Consider the following 26219-nt stretch of genomic DNA (forward strand, 5'->3'; position numbering starts at 1 on the left):
TCAGTACCTCTGCCATAATCCCCCTGTCAATAGGGTTTGAGACGCGCTAACCCTGGATACTACACTCCCACTTGTAACCACCAATGCCAACGCTGACGGAACTAATGGCACCCATCCAGCTTGCAAAAATAAAGCAACGCAGATTACTACTAAGCCAAATAGAGTTATCCCTACCACCACTAGCAAAAGCAGCGGATTTTGCCACCTCCATGCTAAAATACCACCTAATAGCGACCAGCCCCATACCCAAGTAAATTCCGCCCAGTCGGGCCAATACCAAAACAAGGGTCGCCCATCCAACACTGTACTGATGAGTTGACTTGCTATCTGTGCATGAATAAACAGAGCAGGCATTCTGGCTGGTTGATCTTGCAAAGCGCTGTAGGGCGTATAAAAGCCACCTGGAGGGAGATTAGCTGCTGTGGTGCCAATAATCACAAGACGGTCTTTGAATAAACTGGGATTGACTCGACCATTCAGAACATCTGTGAGGGTTACTTGGTCGGCGAGGCTGTTGAGGTGACGGTAATTTAATAATATTTGATAGCCATCTGCATCCAAATATCGGTAGCCACCAGAATTAGGTTGTAAACGTGGAAACAGGGTTTTACCTAATAGAAAATCTCCTTTTTTAGTGAAATCGTATTCAATGCCTTGTTTTGCCAGATAATTAATTGCTATTTGGGCACCAAATGCAAATGATGTTGTACATTTCTTGTCTGTAGAGTTAGCAAATAACAAACTGCGGCGGAGAATTTGGTCGTTTTCGTTGTCAGCAACCACATCGCTAAACCCAACATTATCTATAGGGACATTCGGCGGCGGGGGAATTTCATCTCTACCTAAGCTGCTGAACAAACAGGTAGTGACAAGGTTATCTTGATTTTGGAGATTAGCCGCCAAATTATTGTCTTCTGGTCGGAAAAGATATAAACCAACAATTCGCGGTTGATAAGACTCTATTTTCTTTAATAGCTGATTGATTGTCCGATCTGATAGAAGCCATTTCTCTCGTTTGAGATCCTCATCAGTAATTTTTACTAGCAAAATCCGCCGATCGGGTGCTTCTGATGGACGCGATCGCAACATCTGGTCATAAACTCTTAACTCCCAAGGCTGTAACCATTGGAGTTCACGTATACTTAGAGTCAAAAAAGTTACAGCTATACTTGTAATAACCACTGTCAACATTTTCAACTTAACTGGCAGATGTTCTTTAAGCCACCTGTCATCAAATACTTTCCTGTAGATCAAATTGCGTACACACAAGCTAGCGTGTTCACGGCGGACGATAATACCTGAGAGTTTGAGGTGGGACTTGACCAACGACTGCTCCTCATCCAAGACAATGCGTTTTCCACGGCGGATCTCGCTATAAGTAGTCAAGACAGCGAACAGGTCAGGTGCCCGTTTGGTAAGCATATCCCGCACAAACTGTAAGTTATTGTCTTGTTTACTCATTGCACCAAAGAACGTACTATTTACAACGCGGTCAACTTCGGCTTGAGACCAATTGTTGTTGTCTTGCTCTGTTATGGCCCGGCAGAGACGCTGCGTTGGGATGTCCCCCTGTCCAGTTCAGTACCCACTTGAGCATCTGCTGTGACTGTTCTAGTGGTAAACCCAGTCCATCAGCAAGAGTTAGTGCTTCCTGTAAGTTAAAGTCGGTTAACTCTACGCGCTGTCCAATATTAAAGGGCGTCCGCTTAGAGTCGCGGATTAAATCGCCTGGTGTTGCTACGCCGATAAGGACAAAAGAGAGACGCTGAAATTTAGGTATACGGGCACGCCCATTGTAGAGATATCGAATAGCCGCAAAAAAGTCATCGGTGAAGTCCAGGCTGAGAGTTGTGTCGATTTCATCAACGAAAATCACCAAAGGTATGGCAATTTCAACCAGCAAAATTTCCTCAAAAAACCTGGTTAACCGTTGAGTAATACCCAAATGCTTAAGAGACTGCCACCACACAACCACATCGGTATCCAGCATAAGTTGATCGGCAATGATTGTGAGCAAACCTAGATACCATTCTTCAGCAGTAACCTGTACCCCCAGCTGAGTCAGATCAATAATCATCGACTGGATACCTTCATCAGCTAGTTGTTCGGCAGTCCGCACCATCAAGCTGGACTTGCCTACCTGCCGTGGTGCAAGAATATAAGCGAAAGTTCGGGCACGGCACAGTGCTAAAAGTTCCTCATCGGCTTGGCGGGGAATGTAAATGCCACCGCCAGCTTGCACAGTCCCGCCTACAGTGTAAATGCTTGGATTAGCCACGCAGATGCTCCCAGAAATAATCGGTGTAAAGTTGACAACGGGGAAACACTACACGCCCTTCGCGGCGCACTAAACCTGCACCCCGCAAGCGGAAAAAGATGCGCTCATCTTCACAGGTGTTCTGGCGAATTACTTGGAACATACCGTGAACTAACTCCTGTTTGTTATGTAGCCGGAAGAGGTGGTTACGCAAATGATTGCCAAAGGGGCCATTATCTGCGATCGCATTGGCAAATAGTTCGGTAGGATAGAGGCGATCGCTAGCAACTGAGTAAAGTGCAAGGCGTACTAAATAAGGATGTCCACCCAGCAACGCTATTAATTGCTTTTCTTCACTAGCGTTGAAAGGTGAACCATGACGGCGGTTTAAATCAGCAACCTGTGCTGCTGTAAAATCTTCCAAATCAATTACTAGCCCAACATTAAAGGGGGATTGGTTGAGATTATCAATTAGCTGGTAGGGTTCAGTGGAAGTAACCAGCGCTAAATCCAGTTGCTTCCAGATGGGAGTAGTAGCGCGGCTGTTGTGCCAGCTTCGCAGCATTCCAAAGAAATCAGAACGAAAATCTGTATCAAAGACCCTTTCCACTTCATCCATCGCTAAAACAATAGGGTTGCCAAACTCTTTCAGCAAATAGCGACCGACATAGCGGGTGCAACGCTGACTATTGCCCAAGGGTGTATTCCAATACTCATCAACTTTGTCCGTCATTTCCAGTTCATCGGTTAACCAAGTACAGAACTGGCGAAAGAAAAGGTCAGCATTAGTTAAGGCGGCTTTATCAAACAATTGGAAATCTAGCAAAGCAACCCGCTTCCCTGCATTCACAGCAGTATGAATCGTGCGGATTAACAACGAACTTTTGCCCATTTGCCGGGGGCCTTTAATTGTAATTGTCACACCCTGCCGCTCAATAGTCTGCAAGGTAAGTGCATCAGATGAGCGTTCCATGTAAAAAGCAGATTGCGATTCCATTGTTCCTTCCGGCATTTCCAGCGAGACGGGCTGTGCTGAAGGAAAGGGACGGGGTAGGGGTGACGGCTGACTTATCTGAAGATCAGGATTTTATTCACAGCGCTATCAATTAGTTACACTCTACTACAGCGCAGTTGCAGGCAATTACCGACAGCAGAAAAAAATTGCTCACGGAGATAAAAGACTCGTTAACGGAGTTCAAACACTCATTAACGGAGATAAAAGACTCGTTAACGGAGTTCAAACACTCGTCAACGGAGCTAAAAGACTCCTTAGAAATCTGGTAAAAAAGAATGTAGAGACGTAGCACTGCTACGTCTCTACAAGGGTTCTGAATAAAACATATTTAATTTATAGAGATATCTATTAATAGAGTTCAAGGGAATTAAACCCACGTAAAAACCAAACAAAGCCTGCGTAGACAGGCTTTGCTTTAGTAGCACCAGACTATAAGTCTGTGGGCGCTTTGATATTTTTACAACAGATTGAAAGGCTAATTTCAATCAACGTTTCTGACTGCTCCCTTCACTGCATCGCCTGCATCTTCAGCTGTGCGCTTAACATTTTTAGTAGCATCGTCAGCCCCACGCTTCACATTTTTTGTCACGTCTTCGGTAGCATTCTGGGTATTACCCTTGATATTTTCAATTCCTCGCTGAGTCCCCTTTACAAGACCTTCGCGTAATTCATCAGCGGAGCTGCCGATATCTTCACCCAGGTTTTTTACTCTTTCGCCAAGGGGTGTACCTTGTTGGAAATTTCGGCCATATTGCCCTGGGCTGTCAGCTCCTTTCTGATCAATATTCTTTTGAGCATTTTTCACTAACGCCTTAGCTCTGTCATTAGCTGCCTTTTCATCTATCGCTCTAGGATCTACATCACTAAAGTTATTCATCCCACCGGCAGGAGAATTCAGAGGATAATCTTTTGTGGAATCAGTTCGCTCGATATTAGGTGCTTGAGAACCAGGCTGTGGTGGCTGTGTTGCTATTCCTGGAGCACCACAAGCTTGTGTCAGAAATAAGAATATTCCTGCTAAAAAAACAGTTAAAACTTTCAAGGGACGAATGTTTTTCAGCCAAGTCATTGCTTTTTTCATAGTTTCACTCCTTGCATTTTTGTGACTAGTTAAACTTCAACCAAGATAGCATTTGGAATTAATTTTGTATCCCAAGCATTCAGAAAGAATAATAACTTTAATTAATAGTATGAATAATTAAATAAGTTTTACCTCTAGCGCAAGTCACATTTTAATTAGCGCAAAAGGAATATTTTTATCTAACCCTAGGGAGATATAAACTAAAATAATATGGTTGTCGTCAAAAGAGCTACATCAACCTGTTTGAGACTTCCAAAGCTTTGGATATACAGCTAATGTCCCATAATATTTGAGATATTTAGCCTTTGTTGCTCTACCGTTAAATGACTAAATTCATGAAGCAATTTTTACGCTGGATAATTTTGGGGGGGACGCTGTTTTTTTTAGGAAAAGCTCTGAAGGATAATTGGATTGAGGTGACAGCTATCCGCATTGATGGGGTAGGATGGGCAATTATGGCGATCGCTACAGGGGTAACTTTACTAGCTCATACTTGGGCAGGCTGGATCTGGACTTGGATTCTCCAAGAGTTAAATCAACCTGTATCATCTCCCCAGTTCATCCAAGTTTACCTAAAAACGAACATCGCTAAGTATTTACCAGGTAATATCTGGCATTACTACGGGCGAATTGTCGCCGCCAAAAATGCCAATATTCCTACTGGTGCAGCTACCTTAAGCGTTTTACTAGAACCGCTACTCATGCTAGCTGCTGCTTTAATCATCATTGTCTTATGCAGTAGCCAATTTGCGGCAGTTAATACTACCCTTGTTATACAAATACTACAATTTCTGAGTTTAGCTGTAGTCCTTGGTGCGATTCATCCCTGGTTTTTAAACCCAGTTATTCGCTTTTTATACAAATTGAAAGCAAAAAAGTCTGCTGTCACCACTGAACCAACTGTTCCCTTCAGTCTTAAAAGCTATCCTCTACGCCCTTTGTTAGGAGAAGTGGGCTTTATGGGACTACGCGCTACTGGGTTTATATTAACTATGTTCGCTCTGGGTTCGTTGAATGCGAATCAAATTCCTTTATTGTTAGGGGCTTTTAGTTGCGCTTGGTTGTTGGGGCTAGTTATTCCGGGTGCGCCTGGTGGGTTAGGTGTGTTTGAAGCGACTGCGTATGAACTTTTACGACACCACTTTCCATCTGCCTTAGTATTCAGTGCGATCGCTCTATATCGCCTCATAAGCATTCTAGCTGAAACTGCGGGTGCTTCCCTCGCTTGGTTAGATGAACGCCTTGCGAAATCATGAATCAGACAAAATTCATTTTTGTCTATCTACCTTCATCTGGGAAAACACACGATAACCATCCAGATTTAACTGCGGATTACTGCTTTGCTCCTCTTCTTCCATCTTAATCAAGTTATATTCTACATTCTCTGCATAAATTGCAAAGGTGATATTAAAAATCTCCATAAAATTTATTACCCCCTTGCATTCCTCTTCCGAATATTTTTCGTAAAAACGAATCAGATGAGCAATCCGAGTTTCTAAATGTCTGCGGGAATTTTTACAAATCAAAATAATCTTTAAAAGGATAATCACCAATGTTAGAGAATGACCTTGGTTAATTAATAATATAAATAATGACGAAGGTTCTTCTCCATTTTCTATTGTTAAGCAATCAATCACTCGATTACAGGTTCTTAGGAACAATTCTTTAGTGATAGTTTCTTGATTATAATCTTTCTTCCATAAAGATAAAATCTCTGTAAACTGCTGCTGCAAAATCTCGACCGATTCTTGATTTTCTACAGAAAAAAATAGATATTTTTCTAGATTTATTTTAAATTCTTTCAGAGTTTGATTTTCAGTTTGCTTGATAAATATATGGGCAATATTCTCATGACTAAATACACCTCTTTTTAAGACAATTGCTTTTATTAAACGCAGAGCTTGATCTCCCAAAATACTGGGATTTCTGTAGCGGGCTGTGCTTGATACGGCAGATTGAGAACGAGCAATATACATTGCTAGTTCAAACTTAAATTTGTCTTTTATCTGTTTAGAAAGCTTTCTAGCAGCCTCTTGTTGCTCTCTGGGATTCTTCTGATTAACAGATTGATCAATTAATAAATAGGAAGTGTAGCGATTAGCCCAATGACCTTTAGATGATTCCTCATATTTAGTAGCAAATAATTTCAGATCCTTGTAATCTTTGCTATTGACAAAATTCTCTAGCCAGCTTTTACAAATCTTTACTACTGGATGATTATTGGTCTTGATTTTCAGATTTTCATTAATAAATAAATTAACTAATTCTTGGATATATTTGTCTTTTCGGTTGGTTTTCCAATTATTAACTATGATGTAGCAACACCGCTTAAGTGTATTATATAACTCCTGTTCTTGATCCTCTAAGAAAATGCTGTATATTCCTGGTATATAATCGGAATCCTCTAAATCAAGACCGTCTATAAATAAACCTTTGAATTCCTGTAAAACATCCTCTGGTGGCAATTTTTTGACAATTTCCACAAAGAAGCTATAAACCTCCTCTTGGGCAATTTGCACATTTAGCTGTTTAGAGTTAGACGTAACACAATGGGGATCTTCCTGATTAATTGATAAACTATTAGCGGTCATTTCAGTTATCAGGACAAAAAGGCTTCCTGTTCATATTGTTACCAGCTTAACCTTGGTGAACAGTAGCATCAATCTATTCTTCAGAGATTCAGTCATCTTTTTACACAAATTTGATTAACTAAGACTATAAATAAAGTATTCAAGACAAATTGTTTAATACTTCATCAAATGGTTCGGTGAAATTACTTACTTGTAACCATCAAAGACCATACATAAACATATGGGCGAGTTAATCTATGATTAGATACAACCCGCCCATACCTTCTATCGAAGCCTTTGGGTATTTTAAATTTTTAGTGGGGGTGGAGGGACTTGAACCCACACGACCTTTTACGGTCAACGGATTTTCATTCTCCTGCAATTTTCATTGCTACCTGATGACAATAGCCAGATCAGATTTTGAGAATTGGACTCTCCCTTTACCCTCGACTTAACGTTAGGGTAGCTCCCGTCGGGTCTCTGCACCTTCCGAACAGTTATGAGTTAGGAGTTAGGAGTTAAGAGTTTTAAATTTACTCAGCACTCAGCACTCATGACTCAGGACTTTCTTCGGCTTGGCTCAGGATTGCCATGTCTGTCACCAGATTTAGGTTTCCCTGAGTTTGAGAGCTTCCACTTGAGGGATTTCTCCTTCAAGGCTCAATTATTTAAGTCCGTAGCGTCTACCATTCCGCCACACCCCCGCAGGTGTTTGGCAACTAGTACAACTAGTTATTTTGTAGAGGCAGCAAATACCTCCTCATCTATTCCACCATCAATTGTGTCTTTTGTCCAACTAGATTGAAAATATTTTTTCCAGATTGGGCGATCGCTTAAAAGAGTTGGAAGTCTTCTTTGTTTTTTCGTAATCAATCTGGATGAGTTTTCGATCTTGTCTGACTAGAGCATTTGTTTGCTAGTAGATTTACCATAATAGCATGATATTAGCTTTTGTTATGATGTCCGTTGAATTTCCCATAGTATAAGTAAGTAGAAGTACCCCACCCCGCTAAAGCGCAGCAGGATTCTGAAGAATTCTGGCGCAGTTATGTTGAAAGCATTATGACTATACTTCTCTCTTGTCTGTCTCTTCAGCCTATGATGGAAAACAGATGCTTAAGACTTGAAAGTTATGATTGTCGCCCTGCTATATCTGATTTTGGCTGGAGCTTACCTTCTGGTAATCCCCATTGCTGTATTGCTGTACCTGAAACAGCGTTGGTATGTAGCTAGCTCCATTGAGCGTGTCTTGATGTACTTTTTGGTGTTTTTCTTCTTTCCGGGTCTGTTGGTTCTATCGCCGTTTGTAAATTTTCGACCCCAACGGCGACAAATTCAAGTTTAACGAGATTGGTAGGTCATAACTCTCATGCGACGGATTGACGCGATTGGAATTGGCTTGGGTGTTTTTATTGCCGGCGGCTTGGCTTATCTAGGATTGCAGCTAGTCGGTTTCGATAATCAGAAAGCTGGTATATGGAGCCAAGTCTTATTAGTCAGTGGGTTAGTTGGCTGGTTAGCCACCTATTTTTTCCGGGCGGTGGGACAAAAAATGACCTACCACCAACAGCGGGAACAGTATGAGCAAGACTTTCTGCAAAAGCGGCTAGACGAGCTTACTCCCGAAGAACTAGCACGAATTCAAGCCGAAATAGAACAAGAAGAGCAATCTCAGGTGTAAAGTTATCATTGGTCAGTTGTCTAATTTGTCCTTTGTCATTTGTCTTTTGTCATTTGTAACTTGCCTAAAGCTAATGACCAATAACTAATGACCAATGACTAATGAGCATTGACCAATGACCACTGACTATTGACACTTGACACTTGACAAAATGACTGCGATTTCTGATTGCTTTGAAACCCTTGGGCACAATCGTGAGTGCGCTCTAATTCCGTTTATCACTGCTGGCGATCCAGATTTAGAAACAACAGCAAAAGCCTTACAGGTTCTAGATCGTAGTGGAGCCGACATTATTGAACTGGGTATACCCTACTCCGATCCTCTGGCTGATGGGCCAGTAATTCAAGCTGCTGCTACCCGCGCCTTACAAAGGGGTACGAAGTTAGAGCAGGTGCTAGAAATGTTGGAAGGGATTACTCCTAAATTGCGATCGCCCATTGTCCTATTTACCTACTACAACCCAATTTTGCATCGGGGAATTGACAAATTCCTCTCTTTAATTGCTGCGGCTGGGGTCGCAGGATTGGTAATACCTGATTTACCCTTAGAGGAAGCAGCAGATTTGCTCCAATCAGCTAGTGATATGGGAATTGACGTAATCTTATTAATTGCTCCCACCAGTTCTGCTGAACGGATAGAAGCGATCGCTCGTTCTTCCCAAGGATTTATTTATTTAGTCAGTGTGACTGGGGTTACAGGGGTGCGATCGCAACTGGAAAACCGCGTGTCCGATTTACTCAAACAAATTCGTAGTGTTACTGATAAACCCATTGCAGTCGGCTTTGGAATATCTGAAGCTGAACAAGCCCGTCAGGTAATGGAATGGGGTGCAGATGGTGCGATCGTAGGTAGCGCTTTTGTAAAACGGTTAGCCCAAGGTACACCAGAGCAGGGACTAAATGCGATCGCCGAATTTTGCCAAAGTCTCAAGGCTGCCCTCAAAACCACTAACACCAGCACAAATACTCCTCTTGATTAGACGGGGAAAGTAGATTAAAAAAGTATAACAGTGTAGTTTTTCTATCCTTGCTTGCTAGACAATTTGACCATTATGGTCTTGAATATTAACATCAGATATCATGGTGTAAAAAAACTAGCTGATACAGTCGCTTATAGTTTGAGTATTATGTGAAATTAAGTAGGCATAATTTATGAGTGTGAGAGTGAGTCAGTCACAAATGATTATAGTTACGTCGCAATTGAGGAGCAAAGGCGATGAGTGAGAGTATGGCGTTTATCGGCGGGGTCGCTGTAGCTGGGCTGGCGGCTCTCGTATTGCTCAAAGGAACAAATACCCCGCTACAACCTAACTTTGCTGTTGCTCCGCAAATGCCGGGTACTGTAGTAGCACCGGGAATGCAGCCACAAATGTATTCTCCTTACAACCCTTATGCGCCGCCATCGGCGTATCCTGGTCAGGTTCAGCCATCCACTGCTCCTAATACTGACCAGCGCTTGGAGATGGAGAAACTAAACACGCAGATGCAGCTGGAGCGTTTAAAAAACGATAATGAACAGCTAAAGTTGCAAAATCAACAACTCCAAGGCCAAGTCCAAAATTTCAATACTCAGCAGCAGTGGCAATTAGCCCAACAGAATAACCAACAAAAAACAGCAGCACTCCAGCCGCAAAGTTCTTGGTGGTCTTCACCCATGCTTTGGGCTGTGGGAGGCGCAACTCTCACTATTGGTGGTGGTGTTGTCGTCGCTGGAGTATTGGCTTTGTTCTCACCACGGCAGCGTCCAGCCCGTACTGTACAAGTGATTCATCCCTACCAAGGAAATACGCCGCCCTTGGTTCCAGTCCGTCGCGCTGAGTTTCTGCCTGCTTCTCGAATGGAAGCAAGACGAGTTGAAGCACCAGAGTACGACGAAATGCACTGAGCGGGAAAATAAAATTACAAATAAACACGGATGCACACAGATAATTAATCTGTGTGCATCCGTAGTTTAAAATCATAAACAAAGCTTTTTACAGGGTTTGTATATAGCAGTTTTCAATTGTGTGAAGACAATTGTATCAACTTAAACAAAAATAAAGCATAAAATGTAATCTGAGAACATCAAAAACATCTGCTTTCCCTGCCCTTCAGATGACGCTACCGCTTCGCTACAACGGGGATAAACCCTGTAATGCGCTAGCTCACTAATTGAGCAAATAAAGAAAGAACTATTTTCATTATCGAAGAAAGCCAGAGGGCAGGAGGGAGGAGGTTTTAGAAAAAAATTATTCCCTCTGCAAAGAGAGTTTAAAACCCCTAAATTTATTTATGAAAAAAGATAGAAATATTTTTTTCGCTAGCCGTAGTGTTAAGCCTGGTATATCGTCAAATTTCAGGAATTAGAGAAGTAGGGTGGATATTATCTTCAGAAGGATTACTGTGAATAGGACGCATTCAAGTCAGCACATAAGCAATATTCAAAAAGTTTCAAACACTGCTTTCTCGTATTATTTACAAAAATTTTTGAGCAAGTAATAGAAATAATCTACCAACAACAGAGATTGATAGCAATTGCGCCAAGTTGACAAGCAATGAATCAAAGATTTACACGCATCTGAATTGCTGATAGTTCAACATTAGAAGTACTCGTTAAGTAATTAACCGGATTTAATATTGGATTTGAGACTGTCTTTACGGATGAATCCTTTTTATTGAAACCGATTATTTCGATTAGGAAAATAGTCTCCCTACTTTTTAAATTAACTATTAGTTACATTTTTATTAACAATTTTAAAACGCTTGCTTTCAAAGGATAGCAAGGCTTTTATCTTATCCCTAGTTGGAAAAATTAACCCTGATTATTCGGAAGAAAAACTCGGATTTATCTAGAATTGACCAAATAGATATGATGTTTGGGTTAATCGATAGCCATTGCTCTTGCAAATGTTAAGAAAGATCCAGTTATGTAGCAAAAATAAGCCAATTTTAGTAATTCTTAATGAAATCTTTATGATTTCTATCTGTTACAAATAACAAATGATTATTTACAATAAACAATAAAGCATCGTAATAATTTTTTATAAATATTTCCGTGCTTTTTATGGCTAGAAATAACAAGGAATCTCACAGCCAAAAGTTGTAGAATATGACGTTCTTAAGCCACTCAAATTTTCAGATGGCAGCGGAAAGAAAAAAATCAATTATCCCTGACTTTAGGCTGAAGTAGAATATTCACAACCGAAATCAGGTAGTACAAGGTTTACGTATAATGGCTGACTTTGCACAAACGGAAATAGAACGGCGATTGACTTTATATCAGGTATTCCTCAAGTTGTATGAGCATCACAGCAGCCTTCTAGATGAAATTCTTCAGCTAGAAAACCTATCTCAACCGTCGTTGACGAGAGTGAAGGCATGTTACGTACATGGTGTAGTGGATACTGCTGCTGTTTATTTAATGACTAACTTGTGCGACAATCAGACTCAAAGTTTACGACAGCCACAGCGGATCTGGACGATAGGTCGGAATCGTACCAGTGGTATTTGCATTGCTGATAGTTATATGTCTCGTCGTCACGCTGCTATTCAACATATTGACGATCAAGGTTTTTACTTAATTGATTTCAACAGTACCAATGGCTCCTTTGTGAATGGCGATCGCGCTGTTGGGCCGATCAAGCTCAAAGATGGCGATAGCATCCGTCTAGGGAATATGACTTTTGATTTTTTTGTGAATTATACCTGTCGCGTTTTGCCAACTGTAGCGATGGATTTATTGATGCAGCTTGTGCATCGAAAGAATGACCATCCAGTAGAAATGCTTACTTATTCCCAGAATAGACAAAAACCTCTAACTGAAAAACCAGATTCTAATTTAGAGACTTTCAGAAATTCCAGACTAGTTGAGAAGCATGAAAATTGTGATCAAAACTTCAGTTTAGAACAGAAATCAGAAATTTTAGACCGTTTTTTCAGCAGACAAATACCGTCTAATCCCAGATAAAAAAAATTGCAAGTTCTAGCAGTTTTCAATTGCGTGAAATATCCACAACTTATGGGCACACAACAATATTCATGCATATCAGATGAATGTGAAAGCTAGTAGATGTTGTTGCTCAATTAACTTCATATCTGACCCTTCACCACTAAACTTGGGGATTTGAAGGAAAGATTTGCTTAAATTTTCTCCCCCTGCTTCCCCTACCATTGGTGTAACGCCATTCATTTGCCAACAAGATTATTTAAGTAGTCGGACAGAATTAATTACACAACGTCATTGCGGGAGCGATCGCGGTAGCGTCTCTAAGAGGTTGTTTGAAAAGTTGTAAAGTATACTCAAAACCCCGCTTCCATTCCTCTCCCCGAAAGATCGATAGGCTTTGAAACCCCCATTCCCTTGTAGGGAAGGGGGGCTGGGGGGTTAGGTTTTCGAGGCTTAGATATTACCAAAAAAACTTTTCAAACACCCTCTAAGAGTTGCAAAATGTAGTCCAAGCTTTCCCAAAGGACAGCAATCACAAGGGCTGGGATTGGTTCGCTCGCTAATGACTATAAATATTTTTGTCCATCTACTTATTTATGGGGTTCTCCCCGTTCCTCCCTGCTTCCTTTCTTCTTGTCTGACAGCAGGATTGCTGGTAGACAAAGAGTTAAAGGTGAAAATATAGAAAAAAAATTAAGAATGTGATTAAATATCATAGCAATCATTTTGCAGTGGCATCCCTAGCTGACAATAAAAAAAAAGCGATTCAGGGATTGAGTGAGCAGGTTATGCTCTATCCTGGCAACAGGAGGATACTCAAGGTCTACCAGCAGTAGCAACAACAGTAGTGGTGCAATCCAGTGATGTGGGCAGGGAAATGCTAGGGCGATGTCTAATGACAAGCTGCTACGCGTCTACGCCAAAAAAAAACCCCCAGTGAGCGTTAGCCAACCAGGGGAGTTAGTTATCAGGGTGCATCTACCAATTAATTGTTCTCAGATTGAACACCATATTCCGGACAAATTTGTACAAAGGTCAATTATTTTTTTAAATAAAAAAACCCCAGTTGGTGTTAACCTACTAGGGGAGCGAGTTATCAGGGTGCATCTACCAATAATCTTTTCTAGGGGCAGCCAGTATCTTCCGGAGAAAATGAACTCAATCAGGGTTGATGGCAATGTCTACGACGGACTGTAACGCTCGTGACATTTGATGATTCGCGAACACTTCGCTATGGGTGACGCAACTAGAAAAAAACCTAGTAGGGCATTAGCTAACCAGGGGAGTAAGTTATCAAGGTCAGTTATTTTTTTAAATAAAAAAACCCCAGTTGGTGTTAACCTACTAGGGGAGTGAGTTATCAGGGTGCATCTACCAATAATCTTTTCTAGGGGCAGCCAGTATCTTCCGGAAAAAATGCACTCAATTAGGGTTGATGGCAATATCTACGACGAGATGTAACGCTCGTGACGCTAACTAGAAAAAACCCCCAGTGGGTGTTAACCAACCAGGGGAGTAAGTTATCAGGGTGCATCTACCAACAATCTTTTCTAAAGTAAATGGGTAGCTACCGGATAAATTAGCAGAGGTTGAAGTTGTGACTGTTTGTTTATCAGAGAAAAACCTCAGAGGGGTTAGTTATCAGGATAGACCTACCAATTAGATGATCGGTGTGCTGCTTTACAAAATGGGTGTGTCAAGGATAATTACTGATTTAGGACTTACGCACAAGAGATCCCCAAATATCCTGAAAAAATTGGCTCTTTAGGGTTACCCCTTTTTCAGGGGAGCCAGTGCCTTGATGAAACCGTCTGTTGAGTGGGTAACGCCCAACTGTACTTCTTCGCAGAAAGCGCCCGGTAGAAACTACTCAAAGTGTTCCGACTCTTAAAGCTAGCAAGAGCGTCTTTGAACAGAAGAAGCAACTGGCGTAAGCTGCTTCAGATATAGGTTTCAGGTTGTCAGTGGATAAGTTTTGTGCTTACTTCCTTCATAAAAAACCCCCAGTGGGCGTTAGCCAACCAGGGGAGCTAGTTATCAGGGTGCATCTACCAATTAAATGTTCTAGGTTTAACCACCATGCTCCGGATAAATTTGTGAGAAAATTGATTGTTGTCGTGTGTCAAAAAAAACAAGAGTGGATATTAACTGACTTAGGGGAGTTAAAAATCAAGGGACATCCATCTATTAATCAAGTATTCTAGGGTTAAGCACTATTTTCTGGTAGAGAATATCTGCGTCAGAAGTTGCTGTTGTTTGCCAAAATAAAAAAACCCCCAGTCGGTGTTAGCCAACTAGGGGAGTTGAAGATCAAGGTGCATCTACCAATTAAGTGTTCTAGACCCAAGTAATCCGATCCGGATAAAGTTGTAAAGGCAGGAAAAACCAAAACAGCACCGAATCAGAAACATTCAGGGGCGGGATGCATCTAAATTATCAGAGGAAGCGAAAAATCGACTTGAAACTTTCGCGTTTCAAACCAGATTTAGGAGGCGGACAGGAGAAGTTGTGACCCAGGAATTCCATATTTCCGTAACCCCAGTAGGGCAAAATGACTACTTGGTGCGGACGGAACAAGTCGCGCCTGGGGTACCATTGGCAGAAGAATTGGTGACTTGGCCTATAGCTGATTGGTTGATGGCTGCTGGGCATTTGATGAATGACCCCTTGAAGTCGGTGTTGCAAGGAGATCCATTTACTTCTGGCGGGCATGAAAGCGATATCGCCAGAAACTCTGTAAATTTGGTGGCGTTGGGTCAACAATTTTATAACGCTCTATTTCAAGGCACTCTCAGAGATAGTTGGATTACAGCCCAAGGTATTGCCCAGAACCACCAACAAGTATTACGCTTGCGCTTGGGGCTAAAAGACACTAGGTTAGCTCGTTTGCCTTGGGAAGTGATGCACGCAGGCGATCGCCCTCTGGCTACTGGGCCTTATGTGGCTTTTTCTCGCTTCCAAAGTGGAATTTTAGGGGCTTCTCCTTTGCGATCCCTGCGGGGGGCTACGCCTACGCGAAATATGCCCACACCACTAGAACACTGTGGTATCAAAGTATTGATGGTAATTGCTTCCCCTTCAGATCAAGTCCGCCTAGACTTACAAAAACAGGAAGCTATCAAACTGCAAGCGGAACTTCACCGCATACCACGACTTGCAGAAGGTAGCAATCGTTTTCCAGAAATTGAACTGACCGTATTAGACCAGCCAGGACGGGAAGAACTGACCCAAGCCCTAGAACAAGGCAGATATCACGTTCTCCACTACTCTGGTCATAGTAACTTAGGCGGCAATGGCGGAGAAATTTATCTTGCTAGTCGCAGAACTGGCTTAACGGAAATCTTGAGTGGAGACGATTTAGCTGGTTTGCTCGTCAACAATAATATCCAAATGGCAGTGTTTAACTCCTGCTTGGGGGCATACACAGCTGCATCCGATCCCTCTGGAGATACTGGCGAACGAAATCTCGCAGAAAGTTTGGTGAAGCGCGGAATTAGAAGCGTTTTGGCTATGTCAGAACGGATTCCTGATGAAGTGGCGTTGACGCTCACACAATTGTTTTACCGCAATTTGAGTCAGGGATATCCAGTAGATTTGTGCGTCAGTCGGGTACGCCAAGGATTAATTTCTGCCTATGGTTCTCACCAGATGTACTGGGCATTACCGATTTTATATCTCCAGCCAGAATTTGACGGTTTTCTGAGTCAGGAAAGTGATTTATCCGAAAGTGCGGAGTCGTTAAACCAGTATGGTTCGCCCTTAGGCATAACTTCCACGATGTACTCTGCGATCGCTGATGATTCTGAGATGCCTTTAGGAATGGAAGAAATGATTCCTTCTGGTTTGGCGCGTGACTCTTCTGGGTTGGACTGGCTGGGTGAAGATACTTGGGGCGATCTGGTTGATGAAATTGAGTATGATGACCCAAGTTATGAGGAAGATTCTGCGATAGTTTCGGATTTATTTCGGCAGCTAGATAACCAAAAAGCTTCAACGGAACCGGATCAACAAATTCGCGAAAATAGTTTTCCGGAAAGCCAGATTTCAGAAGAAATGACTTCCCCAGAAGAGGAAACAGATTTGTGGGGAGAAGTTCCACCGCCACCACCTCAAGCGGTTGGGAACTTTGAAGGAGATTGGCAAAATTCTAATTCTTTGCGTAGGCATAGCCCCCCGCAGGCATCGCAACCAGCCCCACTAAGACCTCGTACCCGTCGCCGCCAGCTGTGGCCGATTGTGGGTGTTGTGGGGATCAGTGCATTAGCAGCTGCGATCGGTTTAACTTGGTGGTGGCAAAATCGACCCCAAGCAATGCCTCAGATACCAGCAATTCCCAGCCAGTCTTTACCTGATTCTCGACCGATTCAAAAGCAGCCGAATATCGATTTAGAGACAGCTGCGACTGGAATTGTCACCGCCACCGCTACGGAAAAATTGAGTCAGGGTGACTTGCAAGGTGGGTTATTGGCTGTAGAAGAACTACTCAATCGGGGCGCACTGGCTGCGGCTGAAACTGCCCTAAAACTAATTCCCAATAAACAAGCTGACGATCCATCTGTCAATTTTTATAAGGGACGATTAGCTTGGCAGTCTATCCAAACTGGAGATAATAACTATAGCATCGATGATGCCCGCCGTTACTGGGAAACTGCTGCCAAAGCTAAACCCGAATCGCTTTTGTATAATAACGCTTTGGGATTTGCCTATTATGCAGAGGGCAATCTGAATCGAGCCAATGATTCTTGGTTCAAGGCTTTGAATTTAGCTCTCAAAGAGCAGAACTCGGACTCAACATCTACAAATACGGCAGTCCCTCAAGATGCTTTAACTTCCTATGCTGGTTTAGCTTTGGGACTGTATAAATCTGCACTGAGTCAATCTAGTGGTAAGCAGACACAGTATCTAAATGAAGCGATCAAGTTGCGGCAAACGGTTCTCCAGTCTGATGGAGTAAATTTCCAGGTTGATAAATTGGCTAAAAATTGGCTGTGGACGGAGAAAGCGATTGAAGATTGGCGATCGCTCCTTCAGGAGAAAGGGGAAGAACAGTAAGATGTTCTGGTGTTGATTAAATCACCACATTTTAACCATCTATGAAGCCCTTGGCGGCTGCTATGACAATGCTAACGGCAGGATGATCAACTGCTTTTTCCAGAGCTTCCGATCCTGCTTCTTTGAGAGCATTGAGAATTCGAGCTTTCAGTGTTGGCTTTCGTTCTATTTCTTCTACTGCTTTTACGCCAACAATCGCAGTATTAGAATATTCCTGTGACAGTTGATCTAAAAGTTCTTTAATATCTTTTGCAGCTTGTGCCAAGTTTTGTGAGTTGTTGATTTGAGTACCGATTTTATCACGCATGACTTTATCGCCACCAACGTTATCCCCAGAGCCGGAGTGATTGAATGTTGACATTGAATTATTTTCCTTTTGACGAATTTGATTTTGTTGTTCTTGAACTTGATTTAGGTTGAAATATATATTAGATGGTATTTGCGGAGATTGAGGAGAATTCACTTCAACCCCTAACTGCTGTACAAACAACCCCTCTTTATCCTTATCTATGACATCATCAATTAAGTCCAAGACATCAACCATTTGATAGCTTTTTTGACATTGAATGCGTTCTTGCTGATCAGCTACAAACTGCCGCAATACTTCAAAGGAGTAAAAATTTGGCTCTTGGCTATCTGTACATGTGTCGCAATTACAGGGAATGAACTTGTTGTATTTGAGTCGCTGGTACAAGTCATGAATTTTATCGAGTTCATGTGTAACTATCGTCATCAAATCTCTTTTGTGACGACCTGAAAATCGAATCTTAATCTCCCGCTTGCCGTAATATTCAGTTACCTCTGCCTTCGTCTGATCTTTACTCAGAACAACGCCGCTTTTCCAGACACATTGTTGTTCATTAATAAACTTATGCATGGCAACTATGAACTGGGTGATGATACCCTTGGGCATGAACTCGTAAGTATAACGGAGTATCAGGTTGTTGGTTTCATCCCAGTCATAGGAAGGTTGATTAGCAGATAACAATTGTGGGGCAATATACTTTCCTTGGCTTCCAGGAATTTCGTAGCACAGTTTGAAGTTGATCATCAGGCGTAAAAGTTCATCATGCATCGTAGTGTATTCGTCTTCACACCAGATGTTTGCCAAATCAGACCGTGTGAAACTGCCCAGGTTGCAAATTACCTTTTCATTATCAAGTACTTTGTAGACTGCATCAGTTCCCCACTTGGGTTTAAGAATGACAGTCTTGTTCAAAAGTGGGTCTTCTCGGAAGTGTAAGCATACTCCTAAATCGTGCAGATAGCTGCTCAATTGCAACTTGTCATTTATTTGGTTAAACCCATTTTGCTGGCAGATGTTTAGATATTCATCCAAACCGATGTAATTGCGTGCGTCACTCTCCAAAGCTTCTCGGACTCTAACCCAGGTTTTTGGGAGCGGACTACCAATATGGGCTAGGTTTTTAATGTAATGCTTGATTTTTTCTAAAACTTGTTCTAAACCTCTGTTCTCAGCAAGGTTTGTTAGTAAAGTCTCTTTTAAATTAGTAAACTGCCCCCTTAACTGGAGTTCATTAATCTCCCTGTGGCGGTTTTGCTTCTCATTTTTAATAATTATTAACGGACTGTTATCGCTCAACAGTTCCACCACATTCAGCCAGTAATAAAAATCCGTATCTTCCTTGCGGGTGTCTGCAACTAAGATATAGAGAGAACGCTTGGTGAGGAAAAACTGGTGGGTAGCATGGTAAATCTCTTGTCCTCCAAAGTCCCAGATATTGACTCGAAATTCTCGCCCATTTTGCATTGGGAAATCCCACTGAATCACCTCAATTCCCTTCGTAGAGTCTTCGTCTCGAAGTTGATAATTTTGGTCTTCAATTTTCTTCGCCAGTGTTGTCTTCCCTGCTCCTCCTTCGCCAACAATTAGTAACTTTGCTTCACATAGATAATCTGTATCTTCTGCTTCTAGTTGTCGTAAATAATCCTTAATCGCCGCAATACCTTTTACAACAACTTCTGGCGGTGGCTTTACGATGGGGTTGTCCCTTAAATCCAAAGTGGTGATCTGTTGCAGGCGAGTTATGACTTCTGGTAGCGTCGTTAATTGGTTGTCCCTTAAATATAAGGAGGTAAGTTCTTGTAGGTGGGCGATCGCTTCTGGCAGAGTCTTTATTTGGTTGTAGCTTAAATCCAAAGTGGTGAGTTGTTGCAGCCGGGTGATGACTTCTGGCAGAGTCTTTATTTGGTTGACGCTTAAATACAGGAAGGTGAGTTGTTGCAGACCAGCGATCGTTTCTGGCAGTGTCGTTAATTGGTTGCGGCTTAAATCCAAGAAGGTGAGTTGTTGCAAACCAGCGATAGTTTTTGGCAGTGTCGTTAATTGGTTGCGGCTTAAATCCAAGAAGGTGAGTTGTTGCAAACCAGCGATAGTTTTTGGCAGTGTCGTTAATTGGTTGCGGCTTAAATCCAAGAAGGTGAGTTGTTGCAAACCAGCGATCGCTTCTGGCAATGTCTTTAATTGGTTATGGCTTAAATACAGAAAGGTGAGTTGTTGCAGACGGGTGATGACTTCTGGCAGAGTCGTTATTTGGTTGCCCCTTAAATCTAGGGAGGTAAATTGTTGCAGACAGGTGATGGCTTCTGGCAGGGTCATTATTTGGTTGCCGCTTAAATCCAGGGAGGTGAGCTGTTGTAGGCGGGCGATCACTTCTGGCAGAGTGGTTAATTGGTTGCCGCTTAAACTCAATACCTCCAACCATTCCAGTTCAAACACCTCAGCAGGAATCTCTGTTAATTTTTTCTTGTTATCAGTATTCCAATCATTGCTTAAATCTAATCGTTTAAGCTGTTTCTCTTTCGCTTCACGGATTTTTTCAAGGAAACGTTGAGGCGTGTTTGCCATACTGAGGTTCACCTGTCAACGAAAGTTATATGTAATGCCCCTACTTCGCTGGAGAATCTCGCAACTATTAATCTTCTGTACTAATCCCAACAACCGCCACAGGTTAGAAACTTATGGCTTATGGCGAAAGTCCTCTTAAGAGGGCTAAATTTTTTCCAGACTTAGGTTTTAGTGCACTTGAGTAGCTTTGGCTATTGGTTCCTAGAAGTTCGAGTTTCAGGCGATGCGGGTGCTAATTGAGAATGCTGCAAGATATCAAAGCAACCTACTATCCTGTGTAGCACTACATGAGCGCTAATGATTTTTACGGAATCTAAAAAGAATTTATCATTACCAATGGCTCAGATTTGCTTGTAAACTAGTCTTTAATACTCGCCGATGAGTCTTTGATGGTTCTTTTACTTATTTAGCCGTTTTTTACGCGACTTCTCCAGCTAGAAAAATCTGTTCAGCAGTTAAATTCAACTCTGGGAACGCTGGCGACTGAATGCCGTCATTTCCCCTAAATTGCCTAACTTGATACTCACCTTCAATTAATTGGTAAATCGAGATAGTTGGTTGTTTAGGATTGCCAATAAAGCGCCTAGCACCTAAACCTAAATAGTCTACAATCCAATATTCAGGTATTCCGACCTCTTCATATTTACCTGCTTTGGTAAAATAGTCGTCTCGCCAGTTGGTACTTACCACCTCAATTACTAAAGGAATTGATTCCGCTTGACTTACAGTAGATTCTTTTTTCCACAGAGGTTCATTTACTAAGTTAGAGTTATTCAACAACAGTACATCTGGTGAGTAAGCTGCTTCGCTCTGAGTCGGTTTAATAAAAGCTGTTTTGGGGATGAAATAAGGTAGTTTTAAACGCTTGTATTCTGTAACTATTTCCCCAACTAAAAATCCAACAATCTGTTCATGATCGCCTGTGGGAGGAGCCATTTCAACAATTACTCCGTCATGCAGTTCATAGCGTCGTTGTGAGTTTTCTGGATACCAGGCGATAAATTCATCAAATGTTACTAGTTTACGTAAGGTTTGAGTCATACTTTGCCCTCTTGCTTGATGTCAAATTTGACCCCTCTCCAAACCTCTCCCCGACACGGAGAGAGGCTTAATCAGCGAACTTAGGTTAAACTTTCGCCGCAGCAGTATTTGGTAAACTCACTTTCAATCGCTTAAACATCGCTTCTCGTGCTTGTGTAGCGAGGCTATCGTCAAAAGGTTTTAAGGTAATTTCCTGTTGATACTTTAGCCGCAGTGCTGTTTGAATTAACCAATCGGCGACAAAAGGATTTTTCGGTAACAATGGGCCGTGAGAATAAGTAGCGATCGCATTCTGATAAAATGCTCCCTCAGTTCCATCTTCACCATTATTTCCCAAACCGTACACCACGCGCCCCAAAGCTTCCACTTTTCCCAACTTGGTGCGTCCGCCGTGATTTTCAAAGCCTACCAAATATGGTGTGCTACCAGTCATCTCTTTTAAATCTCGCGCTAGGCGTGAGGCTGTCACTTCAATTACCAAGTTGCCAATACACCGCTTAGTATTTTCACCAGGATGCACAGAAACTAAATCGAGTATTCCCAAACCATCAATCCGTTGTCCCAAGCCTGGTTCATAATAATGTCCCAGTAATTGGGGTGAACCACAAGTAAATACTCCCGGTGTGCCATTTTCGATTTTCTCGCGCATTGCATCAGCTTTTGCACCTTGTAAATCACGCATGACAATTTCTTGCTGACGATCTTGTGCGCCACCACCAACGATTACATCTACAGTTTTAATATCTGCGGCTGTGGAATTTTGATCTAGGGGTAACACTTTCACATCGTATCCCCGCCATTGAGCGCGACGTTCTATAGTAATTACATTACCGCGATCGCCATAAGTACTCATCAGCGTCGGGTACAACCAACCAATTGTTAATTCTAAATTTTGAGAAGTCATAAATTTAGGGAATGGGACGATTACAAATGACCAATGACAAATGACAAATTTAAAGAATTTTCCGACCAGTCAGAACTTCTCGTACTTCTAGCATGGCTGAGTAGGTTGGCAGAATATGCAAAGTTTCATTCTCTGGTGTATGCTCTAATGCAGTAGCGATCGCTTGTCGTAAATCTTCTTCGACTATTAAATTTAAGTTGCTCTCAAGGGACTTTTGGCTGTAACGTAGACGTAGTGCCATATCGTAGACGCGATCGCCACTCACTACTAAAGTCCCGCCGCGTTCGACTAATTTCTCGGTATCCACGTCCCAAATCCAGGATACATCAGTGCCATCGGGCGTGCGATCGTTCAATACCAGCAGTGTGGTTTTATCTGTGCTTTGAGTAACTACGCGAATGGTTTCATTCGTTCCTACAGGATTTTTTGATAACAATATTCGTACTCGTTTACCGTTAATTACTAAATCTTCTGCACGACCAAAGGCAGCTTGAAAGGTATTAATAGTATCTCTGATTGTTACTTCATCAACTCCTAACTCAATAGCCGCAGTTGCAGCCGCTAAAGTATTATATTTGTTGTACAAACCAACTAGAATTTGCGACCATTCACTACTTTCGAGAGTCGGTTTACTTTTTGTAAAACCACACTTAGGACAAGTAAAATCTCCCAAATGAGACAAATAAACACCCTTGTAATCTAGGGAATGTCCACATTTGGGACAATAAATAGAATCAACAGCGTGAGGAATTGCTTCTAGATAATGTTCTGGTTCATTCAACCCAAAGAATAACACCCGTTGGGGTAACTGCTGACCGAGGTTAGATAAAGTTGGGTCATCAGCATTGGGAATTACTACCGTTTCTGGTGGTAGGGTAGAAATAACTTTTGTCCAACGCTTACTAATTGTGTCTACTTCGCCGTAGCGATCGAGTTGGTCGCGGAACAAGTTTAAACAAAGAATAATTCGCGGCTGGAGTGGTGCTAATACTCTTGGTACAATATTTTCATCAACTTCTAAAATAGCGTAATCAGTATTTAGCGTACCTAGTAAGTTGGTGCTTTCCAACAGCGCCGTCATCAAGCCATTTTCCAGATTTGCACCTGTAGAATTATGAGTGACACGAAAACCCTTGCGTTCTAATATCGTGCATAAAAGCAGCGCTGTAGTAGTTTTGCCGTTAGTACCAGCAATTAAAATCACCCCGTTTTTAACTTGCTGACTCAATAATTGTAAGAGTCTGGGTTCAATGCGACGAGCAATCGAGCCTGGTAATACACTAGCAGCACCCAGACGGAGCGATCGCACAATAAACGTCACACTTTTTGCCACTGACACCGCGAAACCCAATCGCAGCCTATCTATGAATTGTATTTTGTTTCCCACATCTGTACCCTAGTCTTCTGGCGGTTGCTGATTAAAAGTGCAAATTTAATCTTGTGAGTTTAGCGAATCCTGGCTGAAAAAGCCAGTCATCGCCATTTTGAATTTTGGATTATGTACTACTTCGCCTTTGTTTTGACTTCTGCGTAGCGATACCAGCCACTTGCGAGAGATAATCTCAGTAGGCGTTATCTTAAAAAATAGTGCGTGGGCGTAATTACATATCCAGCCCAGTTTGCCAAATTCAGCACAAACTCACAACAAGTAGTAGCTTGCAAGGTTCCTTTTGATGAATAGCACAAAGTTTCTTTTTTTACATAAACAAATTACTGGCTGGCGAAGGTGGTTGTCCAAATGCCTGTTGTTGCTTGTAAGTCTTTTCATTATAAGTATGCAACCTGCATCTGCTGGTCTTAATAATGATTTATATGATGGCAACATCTTTGTCGTTTATGCTGGCAATGGTTCATTGGTTCCTCCCAGACAGACACTCGCACAGTCTTTAGCGGAACATAAACCCGTATTTTTGGCCTTTTACGTAGATGACAGCAGCGAGTCCAAAAGATATGCCATTTCTATTTCACGGGTACAGGAATTCTATGGTCGGGTAGCAGAAATTATCCCGATTAATGTAGATACTATCCCGCCTAAACAGACCTACGACCCTACAGAAGTAGGATATTACTATTCTGGGGGTGTTCCTCAAGTAGTGGTGTTTAATAAATCGGGTGAAGTAGTTTTGAATAAAAAGGGTCAAGTAGCTTTTGAAGAGATAGACGATCAATTTCGTAAAATCTTTGATTTATTACCACGCACTGAAACAGCACAGCTAAAGCGGCGAGCTTTTAACGAGTTTAGTAGTGAGTTAGCTAAGTAACTTATGGGGTAGACCAAATTGGTCTGCCCTAATTTTTAGTTATATCTGTTACTACATTGCCGCCGATGTCAAAGCATAATATTGAAATATCTGTCTTAACAATTGAGAAAATTAATCCATAGTCTATAGTCCGTAATTAATGCCCATCGTCCAATAATTAACTAGAGTGTATTCTGATGTCAAAGGTTTACACCACCCAGGAACTAATTCAAATTTTGGCAGCCGAACGCCAAGCTTGCCTCAAAGGAAAACGTCTAAAATTAGAAATAACAGTCTCTGGCAATCCTGTAATTGACCAGTTTATCAGAACTGATGGGTTGCAACAGTTCACTGCCTATCAAGATTTCAAAACTGCAATTCACGAGTATCAGAAAGAAAATCGAGTTTCCGGTATTATTTGGCGAGAAGTGACAGTTAAAGGAAAAAACTTGCACTATCCCGAAATAGATACTGAGTTAATTGCCCTGAATAATGACTTAGAGATATTAAAAGCCGCTAAAAATTCCATCGTAGAATTTTGGTATGAAGTCACTATAGGAATGGATTTATACTTGAGTTTTAATAATAGTAAACAACACCAACAAATTGTCACATCTGATGTAGGGAGAATTGTTCAAAGAACAGAGTGGGCAAGTTTGTGCAAGTGGGAAAATTCTAGCTTTTTGGAAATGATTTTGCAGCTAGGATGGGGTAAACCAGAAGAAGCTTATTATAAACGAGGAAGACCGCGATCGGGTAGTGAATATATTCATGCAGTCAATCCCGGAAATCGCCCTATTGGTTGATTGATATGTAGGGTATGAATACTAAAACCCATGACAAAATGACGGACAGAATTGCGACATAATTGTGTTTACTTTGCTTTCTCAATAAAGCACTCTATCTGTAACAGAAATTTTACCTGTACAGATAAGTAGTAACATGAAAGTACGTGATGTAATCAAGCGACTGGAAGCTGATGGTTGGTATCTTGCTAGAACTAAAGGTAGTCATCGACAGTTCAAACATGCTGATAAAGCTGGTACTGTAACAGTGGCTGGTAAGCCAAACGTGGATGTGCCAATTGGTACTCTGAAAAATATCTGGAGACAAGCTCAATTGGAGGAAGACTGATGCGTTATACAGTTGTGATTGAAAAGGGAGCAACTAGCTACGGCGCTTATGTCCCTGATTTACCAGGTTGTGTCGCTGTGGGTGAAACTTTAGAAGAAGTCAAGCAGATGATTGCAGAAGCTATTGAATTTCATATAGAAGGAATGTTAGAAGATGGTTTACCTATTCCTAAACCTACAAGCATCGCTCATGAGGTTGAAGTTGCAAACTACAGCAAAATATAATTATAGTATTCCAAAAAATAAATGATCCAAAACCCGTCATTGCGTACGCCCTTGGCGTACGCAATGACAATTGGGCATTTTTTTACTTGGAGTACTCTTATAGAAAACTACTAAATTAGTACTAAATAATCCTTCTAGTATTTTGTCAAATTAGTTTTGAGAATTTGTAGTAAGGAGTTTAGTGCTTAGAAAACAAGGACTAAGTCCTTACTACGAACTTGTTAAGA

19 protein-coding genes and 1 pseudogene are annotated in these 26219 nt (G+C 41.7%); 12 read left to right on the forward strand and 8 right to left on the reverse strand.

What is annotated here, in order from left to right:
* Positions 1-54 precede the first annotated feature (54 nt).
* The 3 genes and pseudogenes from HWQ44_RS33555 to HWQ44_RS12900 form a co-directional block, all read right to left on the reverse strand.
* Positions 55-2278, reverse strand: a pseudogene (locus HWQ44_RS33555) (CHASE2 domain-containing protein); the annotation flags it as partial.
* Positions 2271-3254: an AAA-like domain-containing protein gene (locus HWQ44_RS12895; RefSeq protein ID WP_366931377.1), complete on the reverse strand. Its 984-nt coding sequence runs from the start codon at positions 3252-3254 to the stop codon at positions 2271-2273. The gene HWQ44_RS12895 and the pseudogene HWQ44_RS33555, both read right to left, overlap by 8 nt.
* A gap of 499 nt (positions 3255-3753) precedes the next feature.
* On the reverse strand, positions 3754-4353 hold the full coding sequence (locus HWQ44_RS12900) for a hypothetical protein (RefSeq protein WP_292719033.1): 600 nt from the start codon (positions 4351-4353) through the stop codon (positions 3754-3756).
* 335 nt (positions 4354-4688) lie between these two features.
* Here HWQ44_RS12900 and HWQ44_RS12905 point away from each other — a divergent pair, with 335 nt between their 5' ends.
* A complete protein-coding gene (locus tag HWQ44_RS12905; protein ID WP_292719035.1) occupies positions 4689-5609 on the forward strand; it encodes a lysylphosphatidylglycerol synthase domain-containing protein in 921 nt (306 codons plus the stop codon).
* 12 nt (positions 5610-5621) lie between these two features.
* Here the strand turns inward: HWQ44_RS12905 and HWQ44_RS12910 are convergent, their stop codons facing one another.
* Positions 5622-6944 (reverse strand): hypothetical protein, encoded by a 1323-nt coding sequence (locus HWQ44_RS12910; RefSeq protein WP_292719037.1) that lies wholly within the window; start codon positions 6942-6944, stop codon positions 5622-5624.
* 1111 nt (positions 6945-8055) lie between these two features.
* Here HWQ44_RS12910 and HWQ44_RS12915 point away from each other — a divergent pair.
* The 7 genes from HWQ44_RS12915 (at position 8056) to hetF (ending at position 17580) form a co-directional block, all read left to right on the forward strand.
* Entirely contained in the window at positions 8056-8268 is a 213-nt protein-coding gene (locus tag HWQ44_RS12915) for an NAD(P)H-quinone oxidoreductase subunit L (RefSeq protein ID WP_069069200.1), read from the forward strand.
* Positions 8269-8292: 24 nt separating this feature from the next.
* Positions 8293-8604 (forward strand): DUF3007 family protein, encoded by a 312-nt coding sequence (locus HWQ44_RS12920; RefSeq protein WP_292719040.1) that lies wholly within the window; start codon positions 8293-8295, stop codon positions 8602-8604.
* 151 nt (positions 8605-8755) lie between these two features.
* On the forward strand, positions 8756-9583 hold the full coding sequence (gene trpA, locus HWQ44_RS12925; protein ID WP_292719108.1) for a tryptophan synthase subunit alpha: 828 nt from the start codon (positions 8756-8758) through the stop codon (positions 9581-9583).
* A 236-nt stretch (positions 9584-9819) separates the two neighbouring features.
* On the forward strand, positions 9820-10488 hold the full coding sequence (locus tag HWQ44_RS12930) for a heterocyst differentiation related protein (protein ID WP_292719042.1): 669 nt from the start codon (positions 9820-9822) through the stop codon (positions 10486-10488).
* Positions 10489-11814: 1326 nt separating this feature from the next.
* On the forward strand, positions 11815-12549 hold the full coding sequence (locus tag HWQ44_RS12935) for an FHA domain-containing protein (RefSeq protein ID WP_292719044.1): 735 nt from the start codon (positions 11815-11817) through the stop codon (positions 12547-12549).
* Between the two features lie 169 nt (positions 12550-12718).
* Positions 12719-12874 carry a hypothetical protein gene (locus HWQ44_RS12940; RefSeq protein ID WP_292719046.1) on the forward strand — a complete coding sequence of 52 codons (156 nt, stop codon included), beginning with the start codon at positions 12719-12721 and terminating at the stop codon, positions 12872-12874.
* Positions 12875-15036: 2162 nt separating this feature from the next.
* Entirely contained in the window at positions 15037-17580 is a 2544-nt protein-coding gene (gene hetF, locus HWQ44_RS12945) for a cell division protein HetF (protein WP_292719048.1), read from the forward strand.
* 31 nt (positions 17581-17611) lie between these two features.
* On the opposite strand, the gene HWQ44_RS12950 is transcribed toward hetF, so the two are convergent.
* The 4 genes from HWQ44_RS12950 to HWQ44_RS12965 all read right to left on the reverse strand — a co-directional run bounded on the left by HWQ44_RS12950 (position 17612) and on the right by HWQ44_RS12965 (position 23781).
* Positions 17612-20449 (reverse strand): COR domain-containing protein, encoded by a 2838-nt coding sequence (locus HWQ44_RS12950; protein ID WP_292719050.1) that lies wholly within the window; start codon positions 20447-20449, stop codon positions 17612-17614.
* A 417-nt stretch (positions 20450-20866) separates the two neighbouring features.
* Positions 20867-21490: a Uma2 family endonuclease gene (locus HWQ44_RS12955; protein WP_292719052.1), complete on the reverse strand. Its 624-nt coding sequence runs from the start codon at positions 21488-21490 to the stop codon at positions 20867-20869.
* 85 nt (positions 21491-21575) lie between these two features.
* Complete coding sequence (locus HWQ44_RS12960; protein ID WP_292719054.1) at positions 21576-22394, reverse strand: type 1 glutamine amidotransferase; 819 nt, start codon at positions 22392-22394, stop codon at positions 21576-21578.
* A 49-nt stretch (positions 22395-22443) separates the two neighbouring features.
* A complete protein-coding gene (locus HWQ44_RS12965; RefSeq protein ID WP_292719056.1) occupies positions 22444-23781 on the reverse strand; it encodes a Mur ligase family protein in 1338 nt (445 codons plus the stop codon).
* Between the two features lie 286 nt (positions 23782-24067).
* On the opposite strand from HWQ44_RS12965, the gene HWQ44_RS12970 reads away from it, so the two are divergent.
* The 4 genes from HWQ44_RS12970 (at position 24068) to HWQ44_RS12985 (ending at position 25992) form a co-directional block, all read left to right on the forward strand.
* Positions 24068-24655 (forward strand): thylakoid membrane photosystem I accumulation factor, encoded by a 588-nt coding sequence (locus tag HWQ44_RS12970; RefSeq protein ID WP_292719058.1) that lies wholly within the window; start codon positions 24068-24070, stop codon positions 24653-24655.
* Positions 24656-24831: 176 nt separating this feature from the next.
* On the forward strand, positions 24832-25440 hold the full coding sequence (locus HWQ44_RS12975; protein WP_292719060.1) for a hypothetical protein: 609 nt from the start codon (positions 24832-24834) through the stop codon (positions 25438-25440).
* Positions 25441-25576: 136 nt separating this feature from the next.
* Positions 25577-25768 carry a type II toxin-antitoxin system HicA family toxin gene (locus tag HWQ44_RS12980; protein WP_292719062.1) on the forward strand — a complete coding sequence of 64 codons (192 nt, stop codon included), beginning with the start codon at positions 25577-25579 and terminating at the stop codon, positions 25766-25768.
* Positions 25768-25992: a type II toxin-antitoxin system HicB family antitoxin gene (locus HWQ44_RS12985; RefSeq protein WP_292719064.1), complete on the forward strand. Its 225-nt coding sequence runs from the start codon at positions 25768-25770 to the stop codon at positions 25990-25992. Before HWQ44_RS12980 ends, HWQ44_RS12985 begins: the two co-directional genes overlap by 1 nt.
* Positions 25993-26219: the final 227 nt, after the last annotated feature.

The organism is Nostoc sp. JL34, from assembly GCF_017114945.1.
In the GTDB taxonomy this organism is placed as follows: Bacteria; Cyanobacteriota; Cyanobacteriia; order Cyanobacteriales; family Nostocaceae; genus Nostoc.